18 protein-coding genes are annotated in these 19,687 nt (G+C 46.6%); 8 read left to right on the top strand and 10 right to left on the bottom strand.

Annotated features, from left to right (window positions below):
* The first annotated feature begins 8 nt into the window (after window positions 1–8).
* Genes argH through ICN23_RS01120 form a run of 3 tightly spaced genes read left to right on the top strand, consistent with a single transcriptional unit; the run spans window position 9 to window position 3,510 of the window.
* A complete protein-coding gene (gene argH, locus ICN23_RS01110; protein ID WP_216230543.1) occupies window positions 9–1,427 on the top strand; it encodes an argininosuccinate lyase in 1,419 nt (472 codons plus the stop codon).
* A gap of 5 nt (window positions 1,428–1,432) precedes the next feature.
* Window positions 1,433–1,984: a TRAP transporter small permease subunit gene (locus ICN23_RS01115; RefSeq protein WP_216230544.1), complete on the top strand. Its 552-nt coding sequence runs from the start codon at window positions 1,433–1,435 to the stop codon at window positions 1,982–1,984.
* Window positions 1,981–3,510 carry a TRAP transporter large permease subunit gene (locus ICN23_RS01120; RefSeq protein WP_216230545.1) on the top strand — a complete coding sequence of 510 codons (1,530 nt, stop codon included), beginning with the start codon at window positions 1,981–1,983 and terminating at the stop codon, window positions 3,508–3,510. The genes ICN23_RS01115 and ICN23_RS01120 overlap by 4 nt, the downstream gene beginning before the upstream one ends.
* Window positions 3,511–3,558: 48 nt before the next feature.
* Here the strand turns inward: ICN23_RS01120 and ICN23_RS01125 are convergent, their stop codons facing one another.
* Genes ICN23_RS01125 through ICN23_RS01140 form a run of 4 tightly spaced genes read right to left on the bottom strand, consistent with a single transcriptional unit; the run spans window position 3,559 to window position 8,202 of the window.
* Window positions 3,559–5,826, bottom strand: coding sequence for an arginine/lysine/ornithine decarboxylase (locus tag ICN23_RS01125; protein WP_216230546.1), 2,268 nt, complete (start codon window positions 5,824–5,826; stop codon window positions 3,559–3,561).
* A complete protein-coding gene (locus ICN23_RS01130) occupies window positions 5,823–6,740 on the bottom strand; it encodes an ion channel (protein WP_216230547.1) in 918 nt (305 codons plus the stop codon). The genes ICN23_RS01125 and ICN23_RS01130 overlap by 4 nt, the downstream gene beginning before the upstream one ends.
* 12 nt (window positions 6,741–6,752) lie before the next feature.
* The gene (gene dcd / locus ICN23_RS01135; RefSeq protein WP_071464932.1) at window positions 6,753–7,319 is read right to left on the bottom strand and encodes a dCTP deaminase; all 567 of its coding nucleotides are present in this window, start codon (window positions 7,317–7,319) and stop codon (window positions 6,753–6,755) included.
* Window positions 7,320–7,359: 40 nt separating this feature from the next.
* Entirely contained in the window at window positions 7,360–8,202 is an 843-nt protein-coding gene (locus ICN23_RS01140) for a formate dehydrogenase accessory sulfurtransferase FdhD (RefSeq protein ID WP_216230548.1), read from the bottom strand.
* 161 nt (window positions 8,203–8,363) lie between these two features.
* On the opposite strand from ICN23_RS01140, the gene metG reads away from it, so the two are divergent.
* The 5 genes from metG (at window position 8,364) to ICN23_RS01165 (ending at window position 12,918) form a co-directional block, all read left to right on the top strand.
* Window positions 8,364–10,034 carry a methionine--tRNA ligase gene (gene metG, locus ICN23_RS01145; RefSeq protein WP_216230549.1) on the top strand — a complete coding sequence of 557 codons (1,671 nt, stop codon included), beginning with the start codon at window positions 8,364–8,366 and terminating at the stop codon, window positions 10,032–10,034.
* A 103-nt stretch (window positions 10,035–10,137) separates the two neighbouring features.
* A complete protein-coding gene (locus ICN23_RS01150) occupies window positions 10,138–10,326 on the top strand; it encodes a DUF3460 family protein (protein ID WP_216230550.1) in 189 nt (62 codons plus the stop codon).
* Between the two features lie 40 nt (window positions 10,327–10,366).
* Entirely contained in the window at window positions 10,367–11,218 is an 852-nt protein-coding gene (locus ICN23_RS01155; RefSeq protein ID WP_281776280.1) for a ScpA family protein, read from the top strand.
* Window positions 11,215–12,066, top strand: coding sequence for a pantoate--beta-alanine ligase (gene panC, locus ICN23_RS01160; protein WP_216230552.1), 852 nt, complete (start codon window positions 11,215–11,217; stop codon window positions 12,064–12,066). The genes ICN23_RS01155 and panC overlap by 4 nt, the downstream gene beginning before the upstream one ends.
* A gap of 84 nt (window positions 12,067–12,150) precedes the next feature.
* Window positions 12,151–12,918, top strand: coding sequence for a DUF4239 domain-containing protein (locus ICN23_RS01165; protein ID WP_216230553.1), 768 nt, complete (start codon window positions 12,151–12,153; stop codon window positions 12,916–12,918).
* A 31-nt stretch (window positions 12,919–12,949) separates the two neighbouring features.
* Here ICN23_RS01165 and ICN23_RS01170 read toward each other — a convergent pair whose 3' ends face one another.
* From ICN23_RS01170 to ICN23_RS01195, 6 genes are all read right to left on the bottom strand, one after another.
* Window positions 12,950–13,882 (bottom strand): methionyl-tRNA formyltransferase, encoded by a 933-nt coding sequence (locus ICN23_RS01170; protein WP_216230554.1) that lies wholly within the window; start codon window positions 13,880–13,882, stop codon window positions 12,950–12,952.
* Between the two features lies 1 nt (window position 13,883).
* Window positions 13,884–15,131, bottom strand: a complete 1,248-nt coding sequence (gene frc, locus ICN23_RS01175) for a formyl-CoA transferase (protein WP_216230555.1) — start codon at window positions 15,129–15,131, stop codon at window positions 13,884–13,886.
* Window positions 15,132–15,271: 140 nt separating this feature from the next.
* The gene (locus ICN23_RS01180) at window positions 15,272–15,700 is read right to left on the bottom strand and encodes a PAS domain S-box protein (RefSeq protein WP_216230556.1); all 429 of its coding nucleotides are present in this window, start codon (window positions 15,698–15,700) and stop codon (window positions 15,272–15,274) included.
* Window positions 15,701–15,779: 79 nt separating this feature from the next.
* A complete protein-coding gene (gene frc, locus ICN23_RS01185) occupies window positions 15,780–17,030 on the bottom strand; it encodes a formyl-CoA transferase (protein ID WP_216230557.1) in 1,251 nt (416 codons plus the stop codon).
* Window positions 17,031–17,079: 49 nt separating this feature from the next.
* A complete protein-coding gene (oxc, locus tag ICN23_RS01190; protein ID WP_216230558.1) occupies window positions 17,080–18,789 on the bottom strand; it encodes an oxalyl-CoA decarboxylase in 1,710 nt (569 codons plus the stop codon).
* Window positions 18,790–18,992: 203 nt separating this feature from the next.
* Complete coding sequence (locus ICN23_RS01195; protein ID WP_216230559.1) at window positions 18,993–19,610, bottom strand: Crp/Fnr family transcriptional regulator; 618 nt, start codon at window positions 19,608–19,610, stop codon at window positions 18,993–18,995.
* Between the last annotated feature and the right edge of the window lie 77 nt (window positions 19,611–19,687).

A 19,687-nucleotide genomic window follows, 5' to 3' on the forward strand; every position in this document is an offset into this window, starting at 1 on the left:
CTGTGTTTATGAGCTCATCAAATAATTCCTTAGACAACAAAGCCCAAGCTTGGTCGGCCCGTTTTGCCGAACCCGTTGACGAACTTGTTCAGCGTTATACCGCTTCTATTGGCTTTGATCAACGCTTTGCCATGGTCGATATAGCTGGATCCCTAGCCCATGCTGAGATGCTGGCTGCCCAAAAAATCATTAGCACCCAGGATTTGGCAGATATTCAAAAGGGAATGGCCCAAATTAAGAGTGAGATCGAGTCCGGCCAATTTAATTGGCAACTTGCTCTTGAGGATGTTCACCTTAATATCGAAGCACGCTTAACCGCATTGGTTGGCGATGCTGGTAAGCGTCTGCATACTGGCCGTTCACGCAATGACCAAGTAGCAACTGATCTACGTCTTTGGTTGCGTGGCAGCGTCGATGACATTGCTGTGACTCTTAAATCTTTACGTGTTGCATTGTTAGATTTGGCAGAGAAACATGCTTCGACCATCATGCCTGGTCACACGCATTTACAAGTAGCCCAGCCTATTACTTTTGGTCATCACCTTATGGCCTACTTTGAAATGTTTAGCCGCGATGCAAGTCGCTTAGCTGACTTGCGTGCTCGCTTTAATCGTTTGCCATTGGGCGCTGCCGCTTTGGCTGGAACCACTTATCCAATCGATCGCGAACAAGTTGCTAAGGCTCTTGGATTTGATGGTATTTGCAATAACTCTTTAGATGCCGTATCCGATCGTGATTTTGCGATTGAGTTTTGCGCCTTTGCTTCGATCTTGATGATGCACGTATCACGTCTATCCGAAGAGCTCATCCTGTGGCTGAGCCCACGCTTTGGCTTTATTGATTTGCCTGATCGTTTTTGCACTGGCAGCTCAATCATGCCGCAGAAGAAAAATCCTGACGTACCAGAACTAGCTCGCGGCAAGACTGGTCGCGTTTATGGCGATTTGATTTCTTTATTGACCTTGATGAAGGGTCAGCCCCTCGCCTACAACAAAGATAACCAAGAAGATAAAGAGCCTTTATTTGATGCGGTTGATACCGTGCAAGATACTTTGCGTATCTTTGCTGACATGGTTCCGCACATTGAAGTCAAGGCCGAAGTGATGAAGAAAGCTGCTGAAGAAGGTTTTGCAACAGCAACTGACTTGGCTGACTACTTGGTGAAAAAAGGTTTGGCTTTCCGTGATGCACACGAAGCTGTTGCTCATGCAGTAAAAGCCTGTGTTGGCAGAAACTGCATGTTGACCGACCTTAGCCTCTCTGAGCTGCGCTTTGCTTGCGGCCTAGATAATCGCCCTGAGTTAATGAGTGATGATGTGTTTGCTTTGCTCACAGTAGATGGCTCCGTTCAATCACGTCAACATGCTGGTGGCACCGCTCCTGCGCAAGTACTCGCTGCTATTAAACGGGGTCGTGCAGACCTCTAAAGTGCATGGGGTTTTGGTCCAAACTTTCTGCAGGCATTGATCGTGTAAACCAGCTTCTGGGCAAGGCGGCCAGCATTATGATTTTGCTGTCTTGCGTAGTATCGGCAACCAATGCTCTGCTGCGCTATGGGCTAGATGTCAGTAATAACTGGCCTCTTGAACTTCAATGGTATTTGTTTGCCGCAGCCGTCATGCTGGGCGCCTCCTACACCCTTAAACGCAATGAGCATGTCCGAGTAGATTTAATTTACTCTCAGCTCTCTGATCGTGGCCGTTTATGGATTGATCTCTTTGGCTTGATCTTCTTTTTAATGCCCGCCTGTATTTTGTTTGCCTGGCTCTCATGGACCACGCTTTTTTATCCTTCCTGGTTAGTGATGGAGCATTCATTGAACTCCGGTGGATTAGCGCGCTACCCTATTAAGTTTGTAGTGCCATTTGGGTTTTTCATGCTCAGCTTGCAAGGCCTTTCAGAAATCATTAAACGTATTGGTGCCCTCAAAGGTGAAATGACTTTGCCCGCCGAAGATCTTCGTTACGAAAAGCCCATGCAATGATTCCATTGGAGTGGATGCCGCCCTTGATGTTTGCTGGACTGATCGTCTTTATGTTGATCGGCTTTCCAGTGGCATTTTCCTTAATGGCGGCAGGCTTATTCTTCTCCCTCATTGCTATTGGTGAAGGCTTTTTTGGAATGGCGTTTCTGCAGGCCATTCCTCAACGTATCTTTGGCAGCGTGCTCGCCAATGATCTATTGCTAGCCATCCCCTTCTTTACCTTCATGGGCGCCATCCTAGAGCGCTGCGGCCTTGCAGAAGAAATGCTGGATTCTATGGGACAGCTATTTGGGCGCGTACGTGGCGGCCTAGGCTACTCGGTCATCATCGTTGGATTTATTTTGGGGGCAATTACCGGCACAGTAGCGGCTCAGGTGATCGCTATGGCGATGATCTCGTTGCCTGTAATGATGCGCTATGGTTACAACATGCGCTACGCTACGGGCGTTTTAGCGGCATCTGGAACTATTACCCAGCTAGTACCCCCATCTTTAGTATTGATCGTATTGGCAGATCAACTCAAAACACAAAGCGGCAGCGCCGATGTGGGCAGTATGTATTTGGGCGCTTGGGGTCCATCACTTCTGCAGATCGCCCTCTTTGCGCTTTACACCTTCTTCTTGAGTCGCATCCGTCCTGACTATTTGCCACCAGTTCCGGAAAGCGAACTCACCCTGAGAGGCTGGGCCCTTTGGAAAAAGTGTCTGATGGGAATCATTCCATCGGCTGTTCTTATTTTCTTAGTACTAGGCACCATCATGACCGGCATTGCAACGCCAACTGAGTCTGGGGCCATGGGCGCTATGGGCGCACTACTGTTAGCTTGGATTCGAAGATCAAAGATTCCAAATCTAAAGGGGCTGATTCAAGAGGCGTATCAAAACACGATGCGCATTACCGCTATGGTAGTTTTCATTCTGATTGGATCCACCTGCTTCTCAGTAGTATTTCAGGGGGTGGATGGCGGATTTTGGGTTGAAGAATTATTTTCCAATCTTCCCGGTGGATGGGTTGGTTTTTTGGTTGTTGTGAATTTATTTGTTTTCTTCTTGGCCTTCTTCTTAGATTTTTTTGAGATCGCATTCATCGTTGTACCAATGCTGGCACCAGTAGCCGTCAAACTATTAGCCCCAGTACTTTTGGCATCCATGAATGGCAATCCACAAGCCGCGGCTAGTGCTGCGCTAGTGTGGTTTGGAGTCATGCTTTGCGTCAACATGCAAACCTCCTTTATGCATCCTCCATTTGGCTTTGCCCTCTTCTACCTAAGAGGTGTAGCCCCTAAAGAAGTCAAGAGTAGCGACATCTACTGGGGTGCCCTACCTTGGGTAGGCTTACAACTTGTGATGGTGGCAGTAGTGATCGCTTTCCCAGCCTTGGTGACCACCTTCTTGGACAAGCCTGCTGCAGTCTTAGAGAGCCAAGACTTCAACTTCACGAGCGAAGACAATAAACCAGACACGCCATCAGCGAAAGTGGATGAGGACGCTCCTGTGACCTTTCAGCTAGATAAGCCAGTCAAATAAAAAATGCCCCGCGAATGCGGGGCATCGTATTGCAACTTGAAGTCTGATTTAAAGAGTAATGTCGCGCTCTTGTCTGACGCAATCCACGTAGTACTCACTCTTTCCATCAACGCTAGTTTTCACTAAACCGTGGATATCCGTTTCAAATCCAGGGAACTGCTCGTTGAAGTCTCTAGCAAAGTAGAGATAGTCAACAATGCGCTTATTAAAACGCTCGCCTGGAATGAGCAATGGAATGCCGGGAGGATATGGCGTTACCAACATGGCTGTCACGCGCCCCTCTAATTGGTCTAGCGGAACACGATCGACTTGTTTGTGCGCCATCTTTGCCCATGCTTCTGAAGGCATCATGGCAGGAACCATGTCAGAGGTGTACATCTCCGTAGTCATGCGCGCTACATCACGACTCTTATAGAACTCATGAATTTGTTGGCAGATATCCTTTAAGCCAACACGTTCATAACGTGGGTGCTTTGCTACAAACTCAGGCAATACCTTCCACAAAGGCGCATTTTTATCAAAATGGTCTTTGAACTGTTGCAACTCTGTTACGAGAGTATTCCAACGCCCCTTGGTAATGCCGATGGTGAACATGATGAAGAAGGAATACAAACCGCACTTCTCTACGATCACACCGTGTTCGGCAAGGTATTTAGTAACGATGCTAGCCGGAATGCCCATAGAGCCAAAGTTACCCTCAATATCTAAGCCAGGCGTTACTACTGTTGCCTTAATAGGATCGAGCATGTTGAAGTCTTTGGCTAACTTACCAAAGTCATGCCAAGCTGCGGAGGGCTCCAAGACCCAATCTGAGCGCTCGCCAATCCCCTCTTCAGCCAAATGATCTGGGCCCCAGACCTTAAACCACCAATCGGCTCCAAATTTATCATCCACTTCACGCATTGCACGACGGAAGTCCATTGCTTCAGCAATAGATTCCTCAACAAGAGTTGTGCCTCCAGGAGATTCCATCATGGCGGCAGAGACGTCGCATGAAGCAATAATCGCGTACTGTGGGCTAGTTGACGTGTGCATCAAATAAGCTTCATTGAAACAGTCGCGATCCAGCTTTGTATCTTCTGCATCCTGCACCAACACTTGAGATGCCTGGGATAAGCCAGCCAATAACTTATGGGTTGACTGGGTAGCAAACATCAAACTCTTCTTGGTACGCTTGCGGTCTGAGCCAATGGCATGCATATCCTTATAAAAAGGGTGAAAGGCAGCATGCGGTAACCAAGCTTCGTCAAAATGCAAAGAGTCGACTTTGCCATCGAGCATCTCTTTAATCATCTCAACGTTATAGACGATGCCGTCATAGGTACTTTGCGTCAACGTCATGACACGAGGTACGACGTTCTTGTCCTTAATGAATGGATTGGCATCAATTTTCTTCTTGATGTTTTTCCACTCAAACTCTTCTTTAGGAATCGGACCAATGATGCCCAAGTGATTACGGGTAGGCATCAAGAAGATAGGAATCGCGCCCATCATGGTGATGGAATGAATAACTGATTTATGGCAATTGCGGTCTACCAGAACAACGTCGCCAGGAGCAACGGTGGAATGCCAAACAATCTTGTTGGAAGTAGATGTGCCGTTAGTGACAAAGAATAAATGGTCTGCATTAAAGATGCGGGCGGCATTGCGCTCGCTCTGCAATACAGGACCGGTATGGTCTAAGAGTTGGCCTAATTCCTCAACGGCATTACAAACGTCTGCGCGCAGCATGTTTTCACCAAAGAATTGATGGAACATGCGGCCTACCGGGCTCTTTAAAAAGGCAACACCGCCTGAGTGACCTGGGCAATGCCATGAATAGGAGCCTTCAGAAGCGTAGTTCGTTAACGCGCGGAAGAATGGTGGCGCTAGAGAATCTAAATACACTTTTGCTTCACGAATAATGTGACGCGCAACGAACTCAGGTGTATCTTCATTCATATGAATGAAGCCATGCAACTCACGCAAGATGTCATTCGGCATATGACGTGAAGTACGAGTTTCACCATATAAGAAGATTGGAATATCTTCATTACGCTTACGAACCTCAGTAATAAATGCACGGAGGTTATTTAAAGCAGGAAGATCATGGTCTTCAGAATCGGAATCAAACTCCTCATCATCAATCGAGACAATGAAAGTGGAGGCGCGTGATGCCTGCTGGGCAAAAGAAGTTAGGTCGCCATAGCTGGTTAAGCCAATAACTTCCATACCTTCATTCTCAATCGCCTCAGCGAGGTCACGAATTCCTGAACCCGAAATATTCTCCGAGCGGAAGTCCTCATCAATAATGATGATTGGGAAACGAAATTTCATAAATACTCCCCTACTAACTTGTCCGATGTATTCGGAACCCACTTATCAAAATTGGTTAGATCAATGACTCGATCGCCGTCTGGTAATGCTGTGACTATATCGACGAATGTCGCATTTTGCTGCACATCTTTAGGCAAGTAAACATGTCGAGCATAGACTTGATTGGCTAAGCTCTCGTGATAGCCGGTAAAAGTAATGAGAAGATGCCACTGACGTTCAATGGCGGCCTTACCCAAGTAATCCTTTAGGGCGCTTGTTTCATCAATACTGTGCATCGCTGTCCAGGTCAATGAGAACACAGGACTCTCTGAACGATGTAACGGTAACTCGACTGAACGACGATAGCGCTCACCTTCAGCTGTCATACTCTCCGCAATCAACCAAAGTCTTAACTGCGCCTCAACAATATGAGAACTGCGATCATTGGCTACGCGAAACTTAAACGTTTGTACGCCATCATGGCTGCCTATCACTGCCACTTTAGAGAAACGTACTCCAGCAGTCGGCCTCGTAAAACGCGCAAACGCCAAACCAGTGGTTAATGCGGAATACACAATCCCAAAGAAGGCTTCAAATGTCACTATGGCATTTGCCCAATGACCGATTGGTGTCATACGACCATAACCAATGGTGGCCATGGTTTGCACGCTAAAGAAAAAGACATCCAGCAAAGAGCCAGGCTGAGCATGGGTAATCGCGCCATCACCACAAGCTAAATAGGCAAACGCAAATAAGAGATTGGCTCCAAGATAAACGAAGACAACCAGCAGCATAAAGCTGCCCCAGCTGGTACCTAATAGCCAGTGATAAAAATTATTTTCTGGACGCGCAATTTCAGTACGCGAGAGTGTGGCGCGATATTCATCTAAGTTAATCCGCGCAGGACGGCGATTAAACGGAAATAATTTACGCACTGCCGTAATGGCTTAGGTCTTAGGCAGGGTAACGCCCCGCTGACCTTGATACTTACCACCGCGATCTTTATACGATGTGCCACATACTTCATCACTCTCAAAAAAGAGTACTTGTGCGCACCCTTCGCCCGCATAAATCTTGGCAGGCAATGGAGTGGTATTTGAAAACTCTAAAGTGACATAGCCCTCCCACTCAGGCTCGAATGGTGTGACGTTCACAATAATGCCGCAACGCGCATATGTACTCTTACCAACGCAAACAGTTAATACGCTACGTGGAATCTTGAAGTACTCAACCGTTCTTGCTAGCGCAAATGAATTTGGCGGAATGATGCAAACATCGCCCTTGAAATCGACGAAGGATTGTTCATCAAAATTCTTTGGGTCAACGATGGTGCTATTGATGTTGGTAAAGATTTTGAATTCGTCTGCGCAACGAATGTCATAGCCATAGCTTGAGGTGCCATAACTTACGATTTTGTTGCCGGCGGCGTCTTGGCGAACTTGCCCAGGTTCAAATGGGCTGATCATGCCTTGCTCGCCCATGCGGCGGATCCAGTGGTCAGATTTAATAGTCATGGGCGAATTGTAAAACCTTCGCCCCTACCTGCCCACGAATTTATTGGGGTTTTTGGCTAAAAACGACCCTCTCCGGGGCGTTATAGATCTCGAAGTGTTTGCCCGAACAACGGGAGAGAATAGTGAGATTGGTTTTGCGGGCCAGCTCCAAGCCCATCAAAGTTACCCCTGAGCGGGTCAAGAGGAAGGGAATGCCCATCTGAGCACCCTTGATGACCATCTCTGAGGTCAGGCGTCCAGTGGTAAAGAAAATGAGGTCTCTACCGGGCTTATTGGCTAGCCACATCAACCCAGAAATCGAGTCAACCGCGTTATGGCGACCAACATCCTCAATGAAATGCAAAAGGCGGACACCCTCACTACCATCGCGCTCAAAAACTGCACAGGCATGGACTGAACCGGATTTCTTGTAAATCGTGTCATGGATTCGGATGGAGTCAATTAAGGCAACAATTGCCTCTTGGGACAATGTCGGCCCTTCAGGCAACTGAATCTCATCCATCTCCTCAATGAGACCCCCAAACATCGTGCCTTGACCACAGCCAGTGGTAACCACTCGCTTACTAGTCAGAGCATCAATATCCACCGTACTTCGACGGGTTTTAACGGCAGCAGAGTCAGTTTCCCAATCAACCTGAATGCTCTCAATGTCATCGGGAGATTCAACCAGGCGCTGATTACGCAAATAGCCCAATACCAGGGCTTCGGGAGCACTACCCAAGGTCATGAGAGTCACGACTTCACGTTTATCCAAGTAGATGGTTAAGGGGCGCTCACCCGGAATGTGGGTCTTTTTAAGACGCCCCATTTCATCCATAACCTCAACCTCGTGCACAACAGGCACGGAGGCGCAGGACATCTGAATATTAGGTTTTGCTGCCATAAATACTCTCTCGGGGTCGGGCTAAATGGAAGTTTATCGGGATTTATCAAGACTTCACGGTGCTTTACTTTAACCGCAGACTAAAATCACTGCATAAGCCAGCATAATTGAGTGCTACGCCCTAGTTAACTTTTTAACCTTCTTATTTAAGTCCGTATTACATGAGCAGTTCCCAACGCCGCCTTCTTGTTACCTCCGCCTTACCGTATGCCAATGGTCAGATCCATATTGGCCATTTGGTGGAGTATGTACAAACCGATATTTGGGTGCGCTTTCAAAGAATGCGTGGTCATGAGGTTCACTATGTCGGCGCAGATGATACTCACGGCACGCCCATCATGTTGCGCGCCGAAAAAGAAGGTCTTACACCAAAAGAACTCATCGCTAATGTTTGGAAAGAACATAAGCGTGACTTTGACAACTTCCTGATTTCATTTGATAACTACTACACCACTGATAGCCCTGAGAATGAAAAACTCGCACAGAGTATTTACATAAAGCTACGTGATGCAGGATTGATTGAAAAACGTGCCATCGAGCAAGCTTACGATCCAGTAAAAGAAATGTTTTTGCCTGATCGCTTTATCAAAGGCGAATGTCCCAAGTGTGGCGCCAAAGATCAATATGGTGATAACTGTGAAAAATGTGGTGCGACCTATTCACCTACCGATTTAAAGAATCCATTCTCAGTAGTGAGTGGCGCAACACCGATCAAAAAGATTTCTGATCACTACTTCTTTAAGCTCTCTGATCCACGCTGCGAGGAGTTTTTACGCGATTGGACTCAAGTAAAAACACCATTGCAGCCAGAGGCTCGCAATAAGATGAAAGAATGGGTTGGCCAGCCTGGAGAAAGCAAGTTGGGCGACTGGGATATCTCCCGCGATGCCCCGTATTTCGGGTTTGAAATCCCTGATGCCCCCGGCAAGTACTTCTATGTTTGGCTTGATGCCCCAATTGGTTACTACGCCAGCTTCCTCAACTATTGCCAGGCTAAAGGCCTCAATTTTGATGAGTGGGTTAAGCCGGATACCACTACAGAGCAATACCACTTCATCGGCAAAGATATTCTGTATTTCCATACTTTGTTTTGGCCGGCAACTTTGCAATTTGCAGGTTACCGCACACCAACCAATGTATTTGCTCACGGCTTCTTAACGGTTGATGGCGAGAAGATGAGCAAGTCACGCGGCACACTCATCTCTGCAAACAGTGTGATTGAGTGCGGCTTTAATCCAGAGTGGTTCCGTTATTACTTTGCGACCAAGCTGAATGACAGCATGGAAGATTTAGATTTGAATCTTCAAGATTTTGTTGCGCGCGTTAACAGCGACTTATTAGGTAAGTACATCAATATTGCCAGCCGAAGTGCGGGCTTCTTGGTGAAGCGTTTTGGCGGCATCGTTTCCGACGAAGCAATGAATAACCCCCTTCTGAAAGACATCGCGTCATCGAGCGAAAAAATTGCCGAACTCTATGAGGGACGCGAGTACGCAAAAGCACTACGTACCGTGATGGAACTTGCAGACAAGGTAAATGGTTTTGTCGATGAGAATAAGCCATGGGAAATCGCCAAAGATCCTGAGCGTGAAGCCGATTTGCAGCGCGTTTGCAGTATTACTTTGGAAGCGTTCAGAATGCTGAGTCTTTACCTGAAGCCGGTTATCCCTCAGGTAGCTTCTGGCGTTGAAGAGTTTTTATCGCTAGCGCCCTTAAGTTGGAGTGATATCAATACCCCCCTTTCCAGCAAGAACCCCATCAATGCTTACAAGCACCTGATGACGCGTGTGGAAGCACCTCAAATTGAGGCTTTGCTGGCTGCAAACTTGTAAAAAGCCCCCTAAAAAGCACCTATAATGGCGGTTGTAGTCCCCAGATAACTTTTCGTATTAATTTCATAAGTTATTGATTTAATTGAGTATTTTAGGAAATGTCATGGCAAGGTATCAATCTGAATTCACCCAGTTCTTAAATGAGCTGAAATCCGAGAATCCAAACCTCGAGGCTGAACAGCAAGCTGGTCGCGCCCTCCTGTGGGACAAAGAGCCATTGAGTGTTGAAGATCAACGTCGCGCCAAAGCTGCGAAATTGAAGCAACGCGCTTACGTATATTCGAATGACTAATTCAGCAAATGCGTCAGGTAGTTCATCTGGCAATGAGCCTATGGCTCAGCCAATATCGGATTTACTAGATAGCACTCCATCGGTTACCGATGGCATGTCGGAAGCGTTCGCCAAACTCTACGGCGAACCCCTTTTTAAGCTCCCTACTGATCTTTATATTCCACCTGATGCACTAGAAGTTTTTCTAGAAGCATTTGAAGGCCCCTTAGATCTATTGCTATACCTGATTCGTAAACAGAATTTCAATGTTCTGGATATTCCGATGGCGCAGGTTACTCAACAATACCTAAGCTATATCGATCAAATTCGTCATCACAATCTTGAATTAGCAGCTGAGTACTTGCTCATGGCCGCTATGTTGATTGAAATTAAATCTCGCATGCTTTTGCCAATGAAGAAGGCAGACAGCGAAGAAGAAGTCGAAGATCCGCGCGCAGAATTAGTTCGCCGCCTCTTAGAGTACGAGCGTATGAAGCTTGCTGCCCAAGAGCTCGATCAAATTCCGCAACAAGGTCGCGACTTCCAAGTAGCGCATGGTTACGTCGACACCACCATTGCCATTGCTTGGCCTGATGTCAATGTGGAAGACTTGCAAATGGCTTGGCGTGATGTTCTGCATCGCGCCAAACTGACGCAGCACCACACCATTACTCGCGAAGAGTTATCAGTTCGCGACTTTATGACCCGCATCTTGCGCCGCTTACAAAGTACTAAATTCGTGGAGTTCGGCGAGCTCTTTGAAGATGCTATTAAGTCTGGCAAAGGCATTCCAGTAGTGATCGTGAACTTCATTGCGATGCTTGAGCTCTCACGCGAAGCTTTGGTAGAAATTACCCAAGCAGAGCCATACGCACCAATCTACGTACGCCTTGCCTATACCCCTGTTGCATGAAAATCATCAGCGACATACAAGAATTACGTGACCATTTAAGAGGTCAAAACCGCGCCGCATTTGTACCAACCATGGGCAACCTCCATGAGGGTCACCTTTCACTCATGCGCTTAGCAAGACAGCATGGTGATCCTGTAGTAGCGAGCATCTTTGTGAACCGCCTGCAGTTTGGTCCTAATGAAGATTTTGATAGCTACCCTCGCACCATGCAGGCAGACATCGACAAGCTTGAAAAAGAAGGTGTTTACATCCTGTTTGCACCTACCGAGAGAGACCTCTACCCACAACCCCAAGAATATCGAGTTGATCCACCACAGCAACTAGGCGACATCCTTGAAGGCGAGTTCCGCCCAGGCTTCTTTAAAGGCGTTTGCACGGTAGTGCTTAAGCTCTTCTCTTGCGTGCAACCCCAGGTTGCCGTATTTGGTAAAAAAGATTATCAGCAACTGATGATTATTCGCCAGATGGCAAAGCAATTTGCCTTACCAGTGGAGATTATTCCCGGCGAAACGATTCGTGCAGACGACGGCCTGGCGCTCTCCTCTCGCAACGGCTATCTTTCAGTTGAAGAACGCGCAGAAGCCCCTGAGCTGATGAAAGCGTTAAAAGAGGTGCGTCAACGAGTCCTCGATTTAAATGTTCGCGATGCCAAATCTCTTTCTGAAATTGAAAAAATAGCAGTTGCATCTTTGGCAGGTCGTGGCTGGCAACCTGATTACATCGCCATTCGCCAACAAAGCGATTTAGCCCCTGCTACCAATGAGCAGTTACAAGCTGGTGAGCCGCTCGTCATCTTGACAGCAGCCAAGCTTGGTAAAACGCGCTTGATTGATAACCTAGAAATTTAATCTTTAAGGCCTCGTGAGCCATGCTGTTCAGTATTTAGCGAAAGTAAATACTGATTTAAGCAGAATGATTTAGAAAGGTAGAGATTGCAAAACTTATTTTTTAAAACTGAGCTTAGCTTAATCTTAGCCCTTTGCATTGGGTTCATAGGTCTCTCAACCATCATTGCAGTGCTCTTTGTCAGCCCAAAAACTAAATCTCTGCTTGAACGATATGAAGGGGTTGTTGCCCCTTTTTTTAGCCTTCCCGCAGTCCTATTTTCTTTAACCGCCGCCCTGCTTGCTACGTCTGTCTGGGACAACTATAGCGTTGCTACTAGAGCGATTAAAAATGAGAGTCAAAGCATTCTAAGTGTCATCAGTTTAGCTAATTCTGTGCCGTATATAAAAGGCACCAATCTTTCCGCCTCCGCCAAAATCTATATCAAGTCAATCATTGAGGATGAGTGGAAAACGTTAGCCTCCGACCGATCAGGTTCACCAATTACTGACGAAAAATTTACCGTCATGAGATCAGAAATCTTTAAGGCGGTGAACATTCAGCCTGATAAGGCCGAATCAAAGGCATTATTAAACGAGTTCTATGCTATCAATACCGCGCGTGAAACTCGTCAAGCCTATGCTTCATTTGATCTGCACCCAATTCGTTGGTATGCAATTTTATTTTTAGGTATTTTGGTGCTGATATCCGTTGCTTTTATTCACCTATCCAAACCGAAAGCTTTGATGGTAGCGATGTCAATTGCCACTTTCACCGTTCTCACACCGCTTTGTATTCTGGCTTTGACTTTTAGCAGTCCATATCAAGGCTTAATTTCGATCTCGCACGCCCCTTATTTGCAGATCATCAAATAATCTCTGCAGCAGCTAATGTAAGTCAGCGGGATTACAGCGCGAAGAACTGCCCTACTTCTAAATTCAATTCTTTGGCTAGTTCAGCGCCAGTAACTTTGCCTGCAGCACCCTTAGCCTTGAGCACTTCAATCTGCCCGCCATGGCAGGTGATGAAGAATGAATCTAAGGTGATCTGTATGACTTCACCTGGCTTGCCTTTAACGGCACCAAAAGTGGCTGCCACGTGTTTATGACAATCGTAGATCTGCACTTTTTGCTCACCAAACTTCGTCCACGCACCTGGCGCAGGATTGCATGCACGAATCAGGTTATAGATTTGACTGATATGTGTCGCCCAATGAATCTGCGCAGCATTCGCATCAAACCAACCTTCATAGTTAGCTTGTGATTCATCTTGAACAACTTCTTGATGCTTGCCTGCAACCACTAAGTCGGCAGCTTCAAGCAAAGCCTTGACACCGATTGGAAATAAATGATCAAAGTAGATTTTTCCTAAGGTGTCATTAGGTCCAATAACTACTTCTTTTTGCAAAATCACTTCGCCTTCATCTAAACCATCGGATGGACGGAAGATTGTTAAACCCGTTTTTTCCTCACCTAATGCAATCGCCCAATTGATGGCGCTTGGGCCACGGTACTTGGGGAGCAAAGAGGGATGATATTGAATAGTGCCATGCTTTGGGATCTTTACGAGTTCTTGTGGCACAAATTGCAATACATAAGCCATCACACAGATGTCGGCATTGCTATCAATCATGGCTTGAGCGGCTTCAGGCCCCTTCAGAGAGGCGAACTGCAAGGGGTTTAAGCCCCTTGCTAGCGCAGCTTCTTTTAAGACTTCCGGTTTGCTTGATTTGGGATTATCAGGTGGGCAGAAAACGGCAACCACTTCATCGCCGCGATCCAAAAAAGCTTCTAATGCCGCTTTACCAAAATCCGCACTCCCAATCAAAGCAACCCGCATCTTAGATCACCTTATCGTGACGTAATGAGATCAACTCATCTGTGGAGTAACCCAACTCATGGAGAATCTCATCAGTGTGCTCACCAAGCAATGGTGAACGAGTCACTTCTGTTGGGCTATCAGACATCTTGATTGGGTTACCAACAGTGAGGTACTTTCCGCGAATCGGGTGATCAACTTCAACCACGGTTCCAGTAGCACGCAATGCAGGCTCTTCAGCGATTTCTTTCATAGACAAAATTGGACCGCATGGGATGTCATATTTATTCAAGACATCCATGACTTCAAACTTAGTCATCGTCATGGTCCACTTTTCTATCTCGCCAAAAATTTCCATGAGGTGCGGCAAGCGCGCCATTGGAGACGCAAAACGCACGTCAGTAATCCAATCTTCACGGCCGATTACTTTGCAAATTGCTTCCCAAACTGGGGCCTGAACGATCACATACATGTATGCATTTGGGTCAGTTTCCCAGCCCTTACATTTAACAATCCAACCAGGCTGACCACCGCCAGAGGCATTGCCTGCGCGGGGTACAGAGTCGCCAAACTCACCGTTCGGGAACTGTGGATACTCTTGCATCAAGCCAACACGCTCAAGGCGTTGCTGGTCGCGCAACTTCACACGGCACAAGTTCAATACTGCATCTTGCATCGCCGCCAATACTTTCTGACCACGGCCAGAATGAGTGCGTTGATACAAGGCAGTCACGATACCTAATGCCAAGTGCAAACCTGTTCCGCTGTCACCGATTTGTGCACCAGTAACCATTGGAGGGCCATCATCAAAACCAGTAGTAGATGCAGAACCACCTGCGCATTGCGCTACGTTTTCATATACCTTGCAATCTTCATATGGACCAGGACCAAAACCTTTTACTGAAGCCATGATCATCATTGGGTTGAGCTCTTGAATACGCTCCCAAGAAAATCCCATACGATCGAGTGCGCCTGGCGCAAAGTTCTCTACTAGAACGTCACACTCTTTAATCAGACGCTCAAGAATTTCTTTGCCTTTTTGGGTTTTAGTATTCACGGTAATAGAACGCTTGTTATGGTTCAACATCGTGAAGTACAAACTGTCTGCATCAGGGATATCGCGCAACTGACCGCGTGTTGCATCTCCTTCGCCAGATTTTTCTACTTTGATTACGTCCGCACCAAACCAAGCCAGTAACTGAGTACAGGTTGGGCCTGATTGAACGTGCGTAAAGTCGAGGATTTTGACCCCTTCTAGTGCTTTTGCCATGATTTAAGTCCTAATAAGAATGAAAATTTTGAATTGAGGCAATTTTACCAGCGGGAAATAGGGAAAATTGATGCATGCCCAATATTTGGGCACAACCCCCTTCTAAGCCTGTGTTGGCGTCACCATAGGCCTATATGCAGCTAAAACTGGGGATTTTCAAGATCGGAGAGTCGCTTTTTGAGGGCTCTTTCTTGGGCAAAGCGTTCGGTTTCATCACGGACGATGGCTACCACCCCATTGGCCTTACCAGAGGCGTCAAATAGCATTCCGACAGTAAAGGCAATCGACAGCATGCTGCCATCTTTATGTTTGGCAGGCACTTTCAATAGAGATGTTCCATACCGAGTTTTACCCGTCTCCATGGAATGGCTGTAACCGTCATTGTGTTTTTGCCGTTGGCGTTCGGGGACAATGAGATCCAATGTATTACCTAGCGCTTCCCCCTCGGAGTAACCAAAGATGCGAGTGGCTGCCGGATTCCAAAGCACAATCTTTTCATGAGCATCAGCCACGATGATGGCATCACCGACACACTCTATTAGTTGGTGCAAATCAATATTTGTCTTCATATGGCCAGTCTATAGAATAAAAAAGGCGCTCACAAGGAGCGCCCTAAAGTAACTGCAATTAAGCAGATAATTATTTTTATTAAACCGCTTTAGCTGAGTGTAGCTTTGCAATATCGTCAGCGTTGTAGCCAAGATCAGCCAACACTTCATCGGTGTGCTCACCCAATACTGGAGATGGCTTCACTTCAATTTCCAAATCAGAGAACTTGATTGGGCTACCGATTGTCAAATATTTACCACGTACTTTGTGGTCAACTTCAACGATAGAACCGCTCTTACGCAAGTCTGGTGAAGCAGCCAATTCTTTCATAGAGAGAACTGGAGCACATGGAATATCGAACTTGCGGAGGATGTCCACAGCTTCGTACTTAGTCTTGTCTTTGAGCCAGTCTTCGATAGTTGCGAAGATGTCAAAAATCTTGTCTTGACGAGCTTCAGCAGTCATGTACGCTGGATCAGTTGCCCACTCTGGCTTGCCCAAAGCTTTGGTAATTGGCTCCCAAGCGTGACCTTGAATTGTGAAGTAGATGTATGCGTTTGGATCTGTTTCCCAACCCTTACACTTCAACACCCAACCTGGCTGACCGCCACCACCAGCGTTACCGCCGCGTGGAACTACGTCAGTGAAGGAACCGTGTGGGTACTGTGGATACTCTTCCAAGTAGCCAACTTTGTCCAAACGTTGTTGATCGCGCAATTTCACACGGCACAAGTTCAATACAGCGTCTTGCATTGAGCAAGATACTTTTTGACCTTTGCCAGTTTTTTGACGCTGCATCAATGCAGTCAAGATGCCAATTGCCAAGTGCATACCAGTATTAGAGTCGCCCAAAGCAGCAGCAGAAACTGTAGGAGGACCATCCCAGAAACCAGTAGTAGAAGCAGCGCCACCAGCGCACTGAGCAACGTTCTCATACACTTTTAAATCTTCATATGAGTGGCCATCACTAAAGCCCTTAACAGAAGCTAGAATCATTTTTGGATTCAACTCTTGAATACGCTTCCATGAGAAGCCCATACGGTCTAATGCGCCTGGGCCAAAGTTCTCAACCATTACGTCAGAAACCTTGATCATCTTCTCTAACACTTCCTTACCTTCTGGAGTCTTAGTGTCCAAAGTCAAAGAACGCTTATTGCCGTTGAGCATTGTGAAGTACAAAGCATCTGCACCAGGCACGTCACGCAATTGGCTACGTGTAACGTCACCAGAGCCTGGACGCTCAACCTTAATAACGTCTGCGCCATAAAAGCCCAATAACTGAGTACATGCAGGACCTGCTTGTACGTGTGTGAAGTCAATAATGCGAATACCGTCTAATGGTTTAGTCATGTTTGTTTCTCCTTAAGTCTTTCTTGTTTGCTTCTAAATTTATCTTGGATTACTTCTTAGCAGCTGCTGTGGATGGGTTTAAGTTTGTTAAACGTCCACTCTCAGTACCTGCAGTTTCATCAATAACAGCATTGATGAGGGCTGGTTTACCGGCAGCAATCGCTTCTGTTAACGCTGCTTCTAATTCTGCTGGAGTAGTTACGTAGTAACCAACACCACCAAACGCTTCAATCATCTTGTCGTAACGAGCATCTTTAACGAATACTGTTGGCGCAACATCAGCACCGCCAGTTGGATTCACATCAGTACCGCGGTATACGCCGTTGTTATTAAAGATAACAGTAGTGATCGGCAAGTTATAACGGCAAACGGTTTCCAATTCCATGCCGCTGAAACCAAACGCGCTATCACCCTCAACCGCTACAGTTGGCAAGCCGCTGGTTACAGCAGCACCAATGGCATAACCCATACCGATACCCATAATTCCCCAGGTGCCTGAGTCAAAGCGCTTGCGTGGCTTGTACATATCTACGATTGCACGGCAATAGTCGAGTGTATTTGCGCCTTCGTTTACCAAGTTCACATCTGGGTTCTTCTTGATCACATCACGAATTACACGCAATGCGCCATGGAAGTTCATTGGGTTAGCTTCTTTAGCTAATGTCTCCGCCATCTTGGCTGTGTTCTTATCTTTCTTCTCGGTAATGGCAGCAATCCATTCAGCGCTTGGCTTAGGAACAGCAGCAATACCCTTCAAGAGTTCGCTCACGCAAGAGCCGATATCACCAATCAATGGAGCAGCGATTTGTACGTTGCTATCCACTTCGTTTGCTTGAATATCGATTTGGATAAATTTCTTAGGATCTTTACCCCAAGTTTTACCTTTACCGTGTGCCAACAACCAGTTCAAACGCGCACCAACTAACATCACAGCATCAGCTTCAGCTAATACAAATGAACGTGCTGCAGAAGCAGATTGTGGGTGGTTGTCTGGCAATAAACCTTTAGCCATAGACATTGGCAAATATGGGATGCCAGATTTTTCGATCAAATCACGAATCTCTTTGTCAGCTTGCGCATAAGCAGCGCCCTTACCCAAGAGAATCAATGGACGTTTAGCGCCTTTCAATACATCCAATGCACGAGCAACTGCATCAGCTGCAGGGATTTGACGTGGAACTGGATCGATTACCTTGAAGATGGATTTCTTGGCCTCTTCAACAGGCATTGTTTGCGCGAGTAACTGGGCTGGCAAGTCCAAATAAACACCGCCTGGACGACCAGAAACTGCAGCACGAATTGCGCGAGCAAAACCGATGCCGATATCTTCAATGTGATTAATACGATATGCAGCTTTGCAATATGGCTTAGCTGCATTGAGCTGATCCATCTCTTCGTAGTCACCTTGTTGCAAGTCAACGATTTCACGCTCACTTGAACCAGAGATCAAAATCATTGGGAAACAGTTCACAGTTGCGTTAGCCAGTGCTGTCAAACCGTTCAAGAAACCAGGAGCAGAAACCGTCATGCAAATACCTGGCTTTTGGGTCATGTAACCAGCAATCGCGGCAGCATTACCTGCGTGCTGCTCATGACGGAAACCAATAAAACGCAAACCTTCAGCCTGGGCTAAACGACATAAGTCAGTAATTGGAATACCAACCAGACCGAAAATCGTATCGAGGTCGTTTGCCTTCAAGGCATCAATGACGAGATGGAAGCCATCCGTTAACTGTGTGTTTTGATTATCTGTAGTCATAGAAATTTTTTAAGAATCGCAAATCACCCGGTAAGGGTAAAAGCAATTTAGCTCTCGCTAATGTCTCCAATTTAGTTATTAATCGCACTGCGAGATTTTTGACCCCGCTTAGGCTGAAATGAATATTAGGCTTGGGGAGGGGGTTCATCATTGACTTCGGTCAATTTCCCTCTAAATCCTGTAATTACAGGAGGGGCGAGCGCCTATACAAAAAGCTCTTTGTGCTTCGTTTTGAGGCGGCTCAAGGTCTCTGGAGAAAGGTTCAGGTAGGCTGCCAGCTCTTTTTTAGGGAGGAGCTCAAATAAATCCTCGTATTTACGCAAGAAACGCTCTACCCGGCCTGGCGCATCCAGCATATGCAAGGTAATCGTGTGGGCCATGATTTCACTCATGAGGCGCATTACCTCAAACTCAAAGCTCTCTTTAAGAGGCTTGTGTTGATCCAGGAACTCTGCCCATTTTTTTAGGGGCATCCGGGCTACGCGCGCCTTGGTCACGCAGGCAATACTGTATGGGGCTGCCGTCTTTAGGCGCCAAGCGGCATAGCTGGTTTCAATATCTTTCTCGATGGCAAAACGCAGAATCATCTCTTTTGCATCGGCACTTGAAACAATGCGCTTCAGAATGCCATCCAAAACAAAGTACTGCTCCATCTGATGGTCACCCTGGTGCAGCAAAATTTCAGATTTTTTGAGGTCGGAGATCTCTAAATGACGTTCTAACTCAGCCATTGCGGCCGGATCCAAGCTTTTTAAGACCGAGTTTTGGCTTAACTGCAGGCGAATCAGGTTCTTTTCGGGATGCTTATCTAATACGGTCATCAATGCTTACTCCTAGACCTCATATTGTAGGCTTTTTTGCCTTTTTAAGCCGGAATTTGGGTCTTAGACCCCATCAA

The organism is Polynucleobacter sp. MWH-Jannik1A5 (assembly GCF_018881795.1).
GTDB lineage: Bacteria > Pseudomonadota > Gammaproteobacteria > Burkholderiales > Burkholderiaceae > Polynucleobacter.

Excerpts from the sequence above, each read along its gene's own strand:
- argH (WP_216230543.1), top strand. The coding sequence starts at position 9 with ATGAGCTCATCAAATAATTCCTTAGACAACAAAGCCCAAGCTTGGTCG.
- ICN23_RS01115 (WP_216230544.1), top strand. The coding sequence starts at position 1,433 with ATGGGGTTTTGGTCCAAACTTTCTGCAGGCATTGATCGTGTAAACCAG.
- ICN23_RS01120 (WP_216230545.1), top strand. The coding sequence starts at position 1,981 with ATGATTCCATTGGAGTGGATGCCGCCCTTGATGTTTGCTGGACTGATC.
- ICN23_RS01125 (WP_216230546.1), bottom strand. The coding sequence starts at position 5,826 with ATGAAATTTCGTTTCCCAATCATCATTATTGATGAGGACTTCCGCTCG.
- dcd (WP_071464932.1), bottom strand. The coding sequence starts at position 7,319 with ATGACTATTAAATCTGACCACTGGATCCGCCGCATGGGCGAGCAAGGC.
- ICN23_RS01140 (WP_216230548.1), bottom strand. The coding sequence starts at position 8,202 with ATGGCAGCAAAACCTAATATTCAGATGTCCTGCGCCTCCGTGCCTGTT.
- metG (WP_216230549.1), top strand. The coding sequence starts at position 8,364 with ATGAGCAGTTCCCAACGCCGCCTTCTTGTTACCTCCGCCTTACCGTAT.
- ICN23_RS01150 (WP_216230550.1), top strand. The coding sequence starts at position 10,138 with ATGGCAAGGTATCAATCTGAATTCACCCAGTTCTTAAATGAGCTGAAA.
- ICN23_RS01155 (WP_281776280.1), top strand. The coding sequence starts at position 10,367 with ATGGCTCAGCCAATATCGGATTTACTAGATAGCACTCCATCGGTTACC.
- panC (WP_216230552.1), top strand. The coding sequence starts at position 11,215 with ATGAAAATCATCAGCGACATACAAGAATTACGTGACCATTTAAGAGGT.
- ICN23_RS01170 (WP_216230554.1), bottom strand. The coding sequence starts at position 13,882 with ATGCGGGTTGCTTTGATTGGGAGTGCGGATTTTGGTAAAGCGGCATTA.
- frc (WP_216230555.1), bottom strand. The coding sequence starts at position 15,131 with ATGGCAAAAGCACTAGAAGGGGTCAAAATCCTCGACTTTACGCACGTT.
- ICN23_RS01180 (WP_216230556.1), bottom strand. The coding sequence starts at position 15,700 with ATGAAGACAAATATTGATTTGCACCAACTAATAGAGTGTGTCGGTGAT.
- frc (WP_216230557.1), bottom strand. The coding sequence starts at position 17,030 with ATGACTAAACCATTAGACGGTATTCGCATTATTGACTTCACACACGTA.
- oxc (WP_216230558.1), bottom strand. The coding sequence starts at position 18,789 with ATGACTACAGATAATCAAAACACACAGTTAACGGATGGCTTCCATCTC.
- ICN23_RS01195 (WP_216230559.1), bottom strand. The coding sequence starts at position 19,610 with ATGACCGTATTAGATAAGCATCCCGAAAAGAACCTGATTCGCCTGCAG.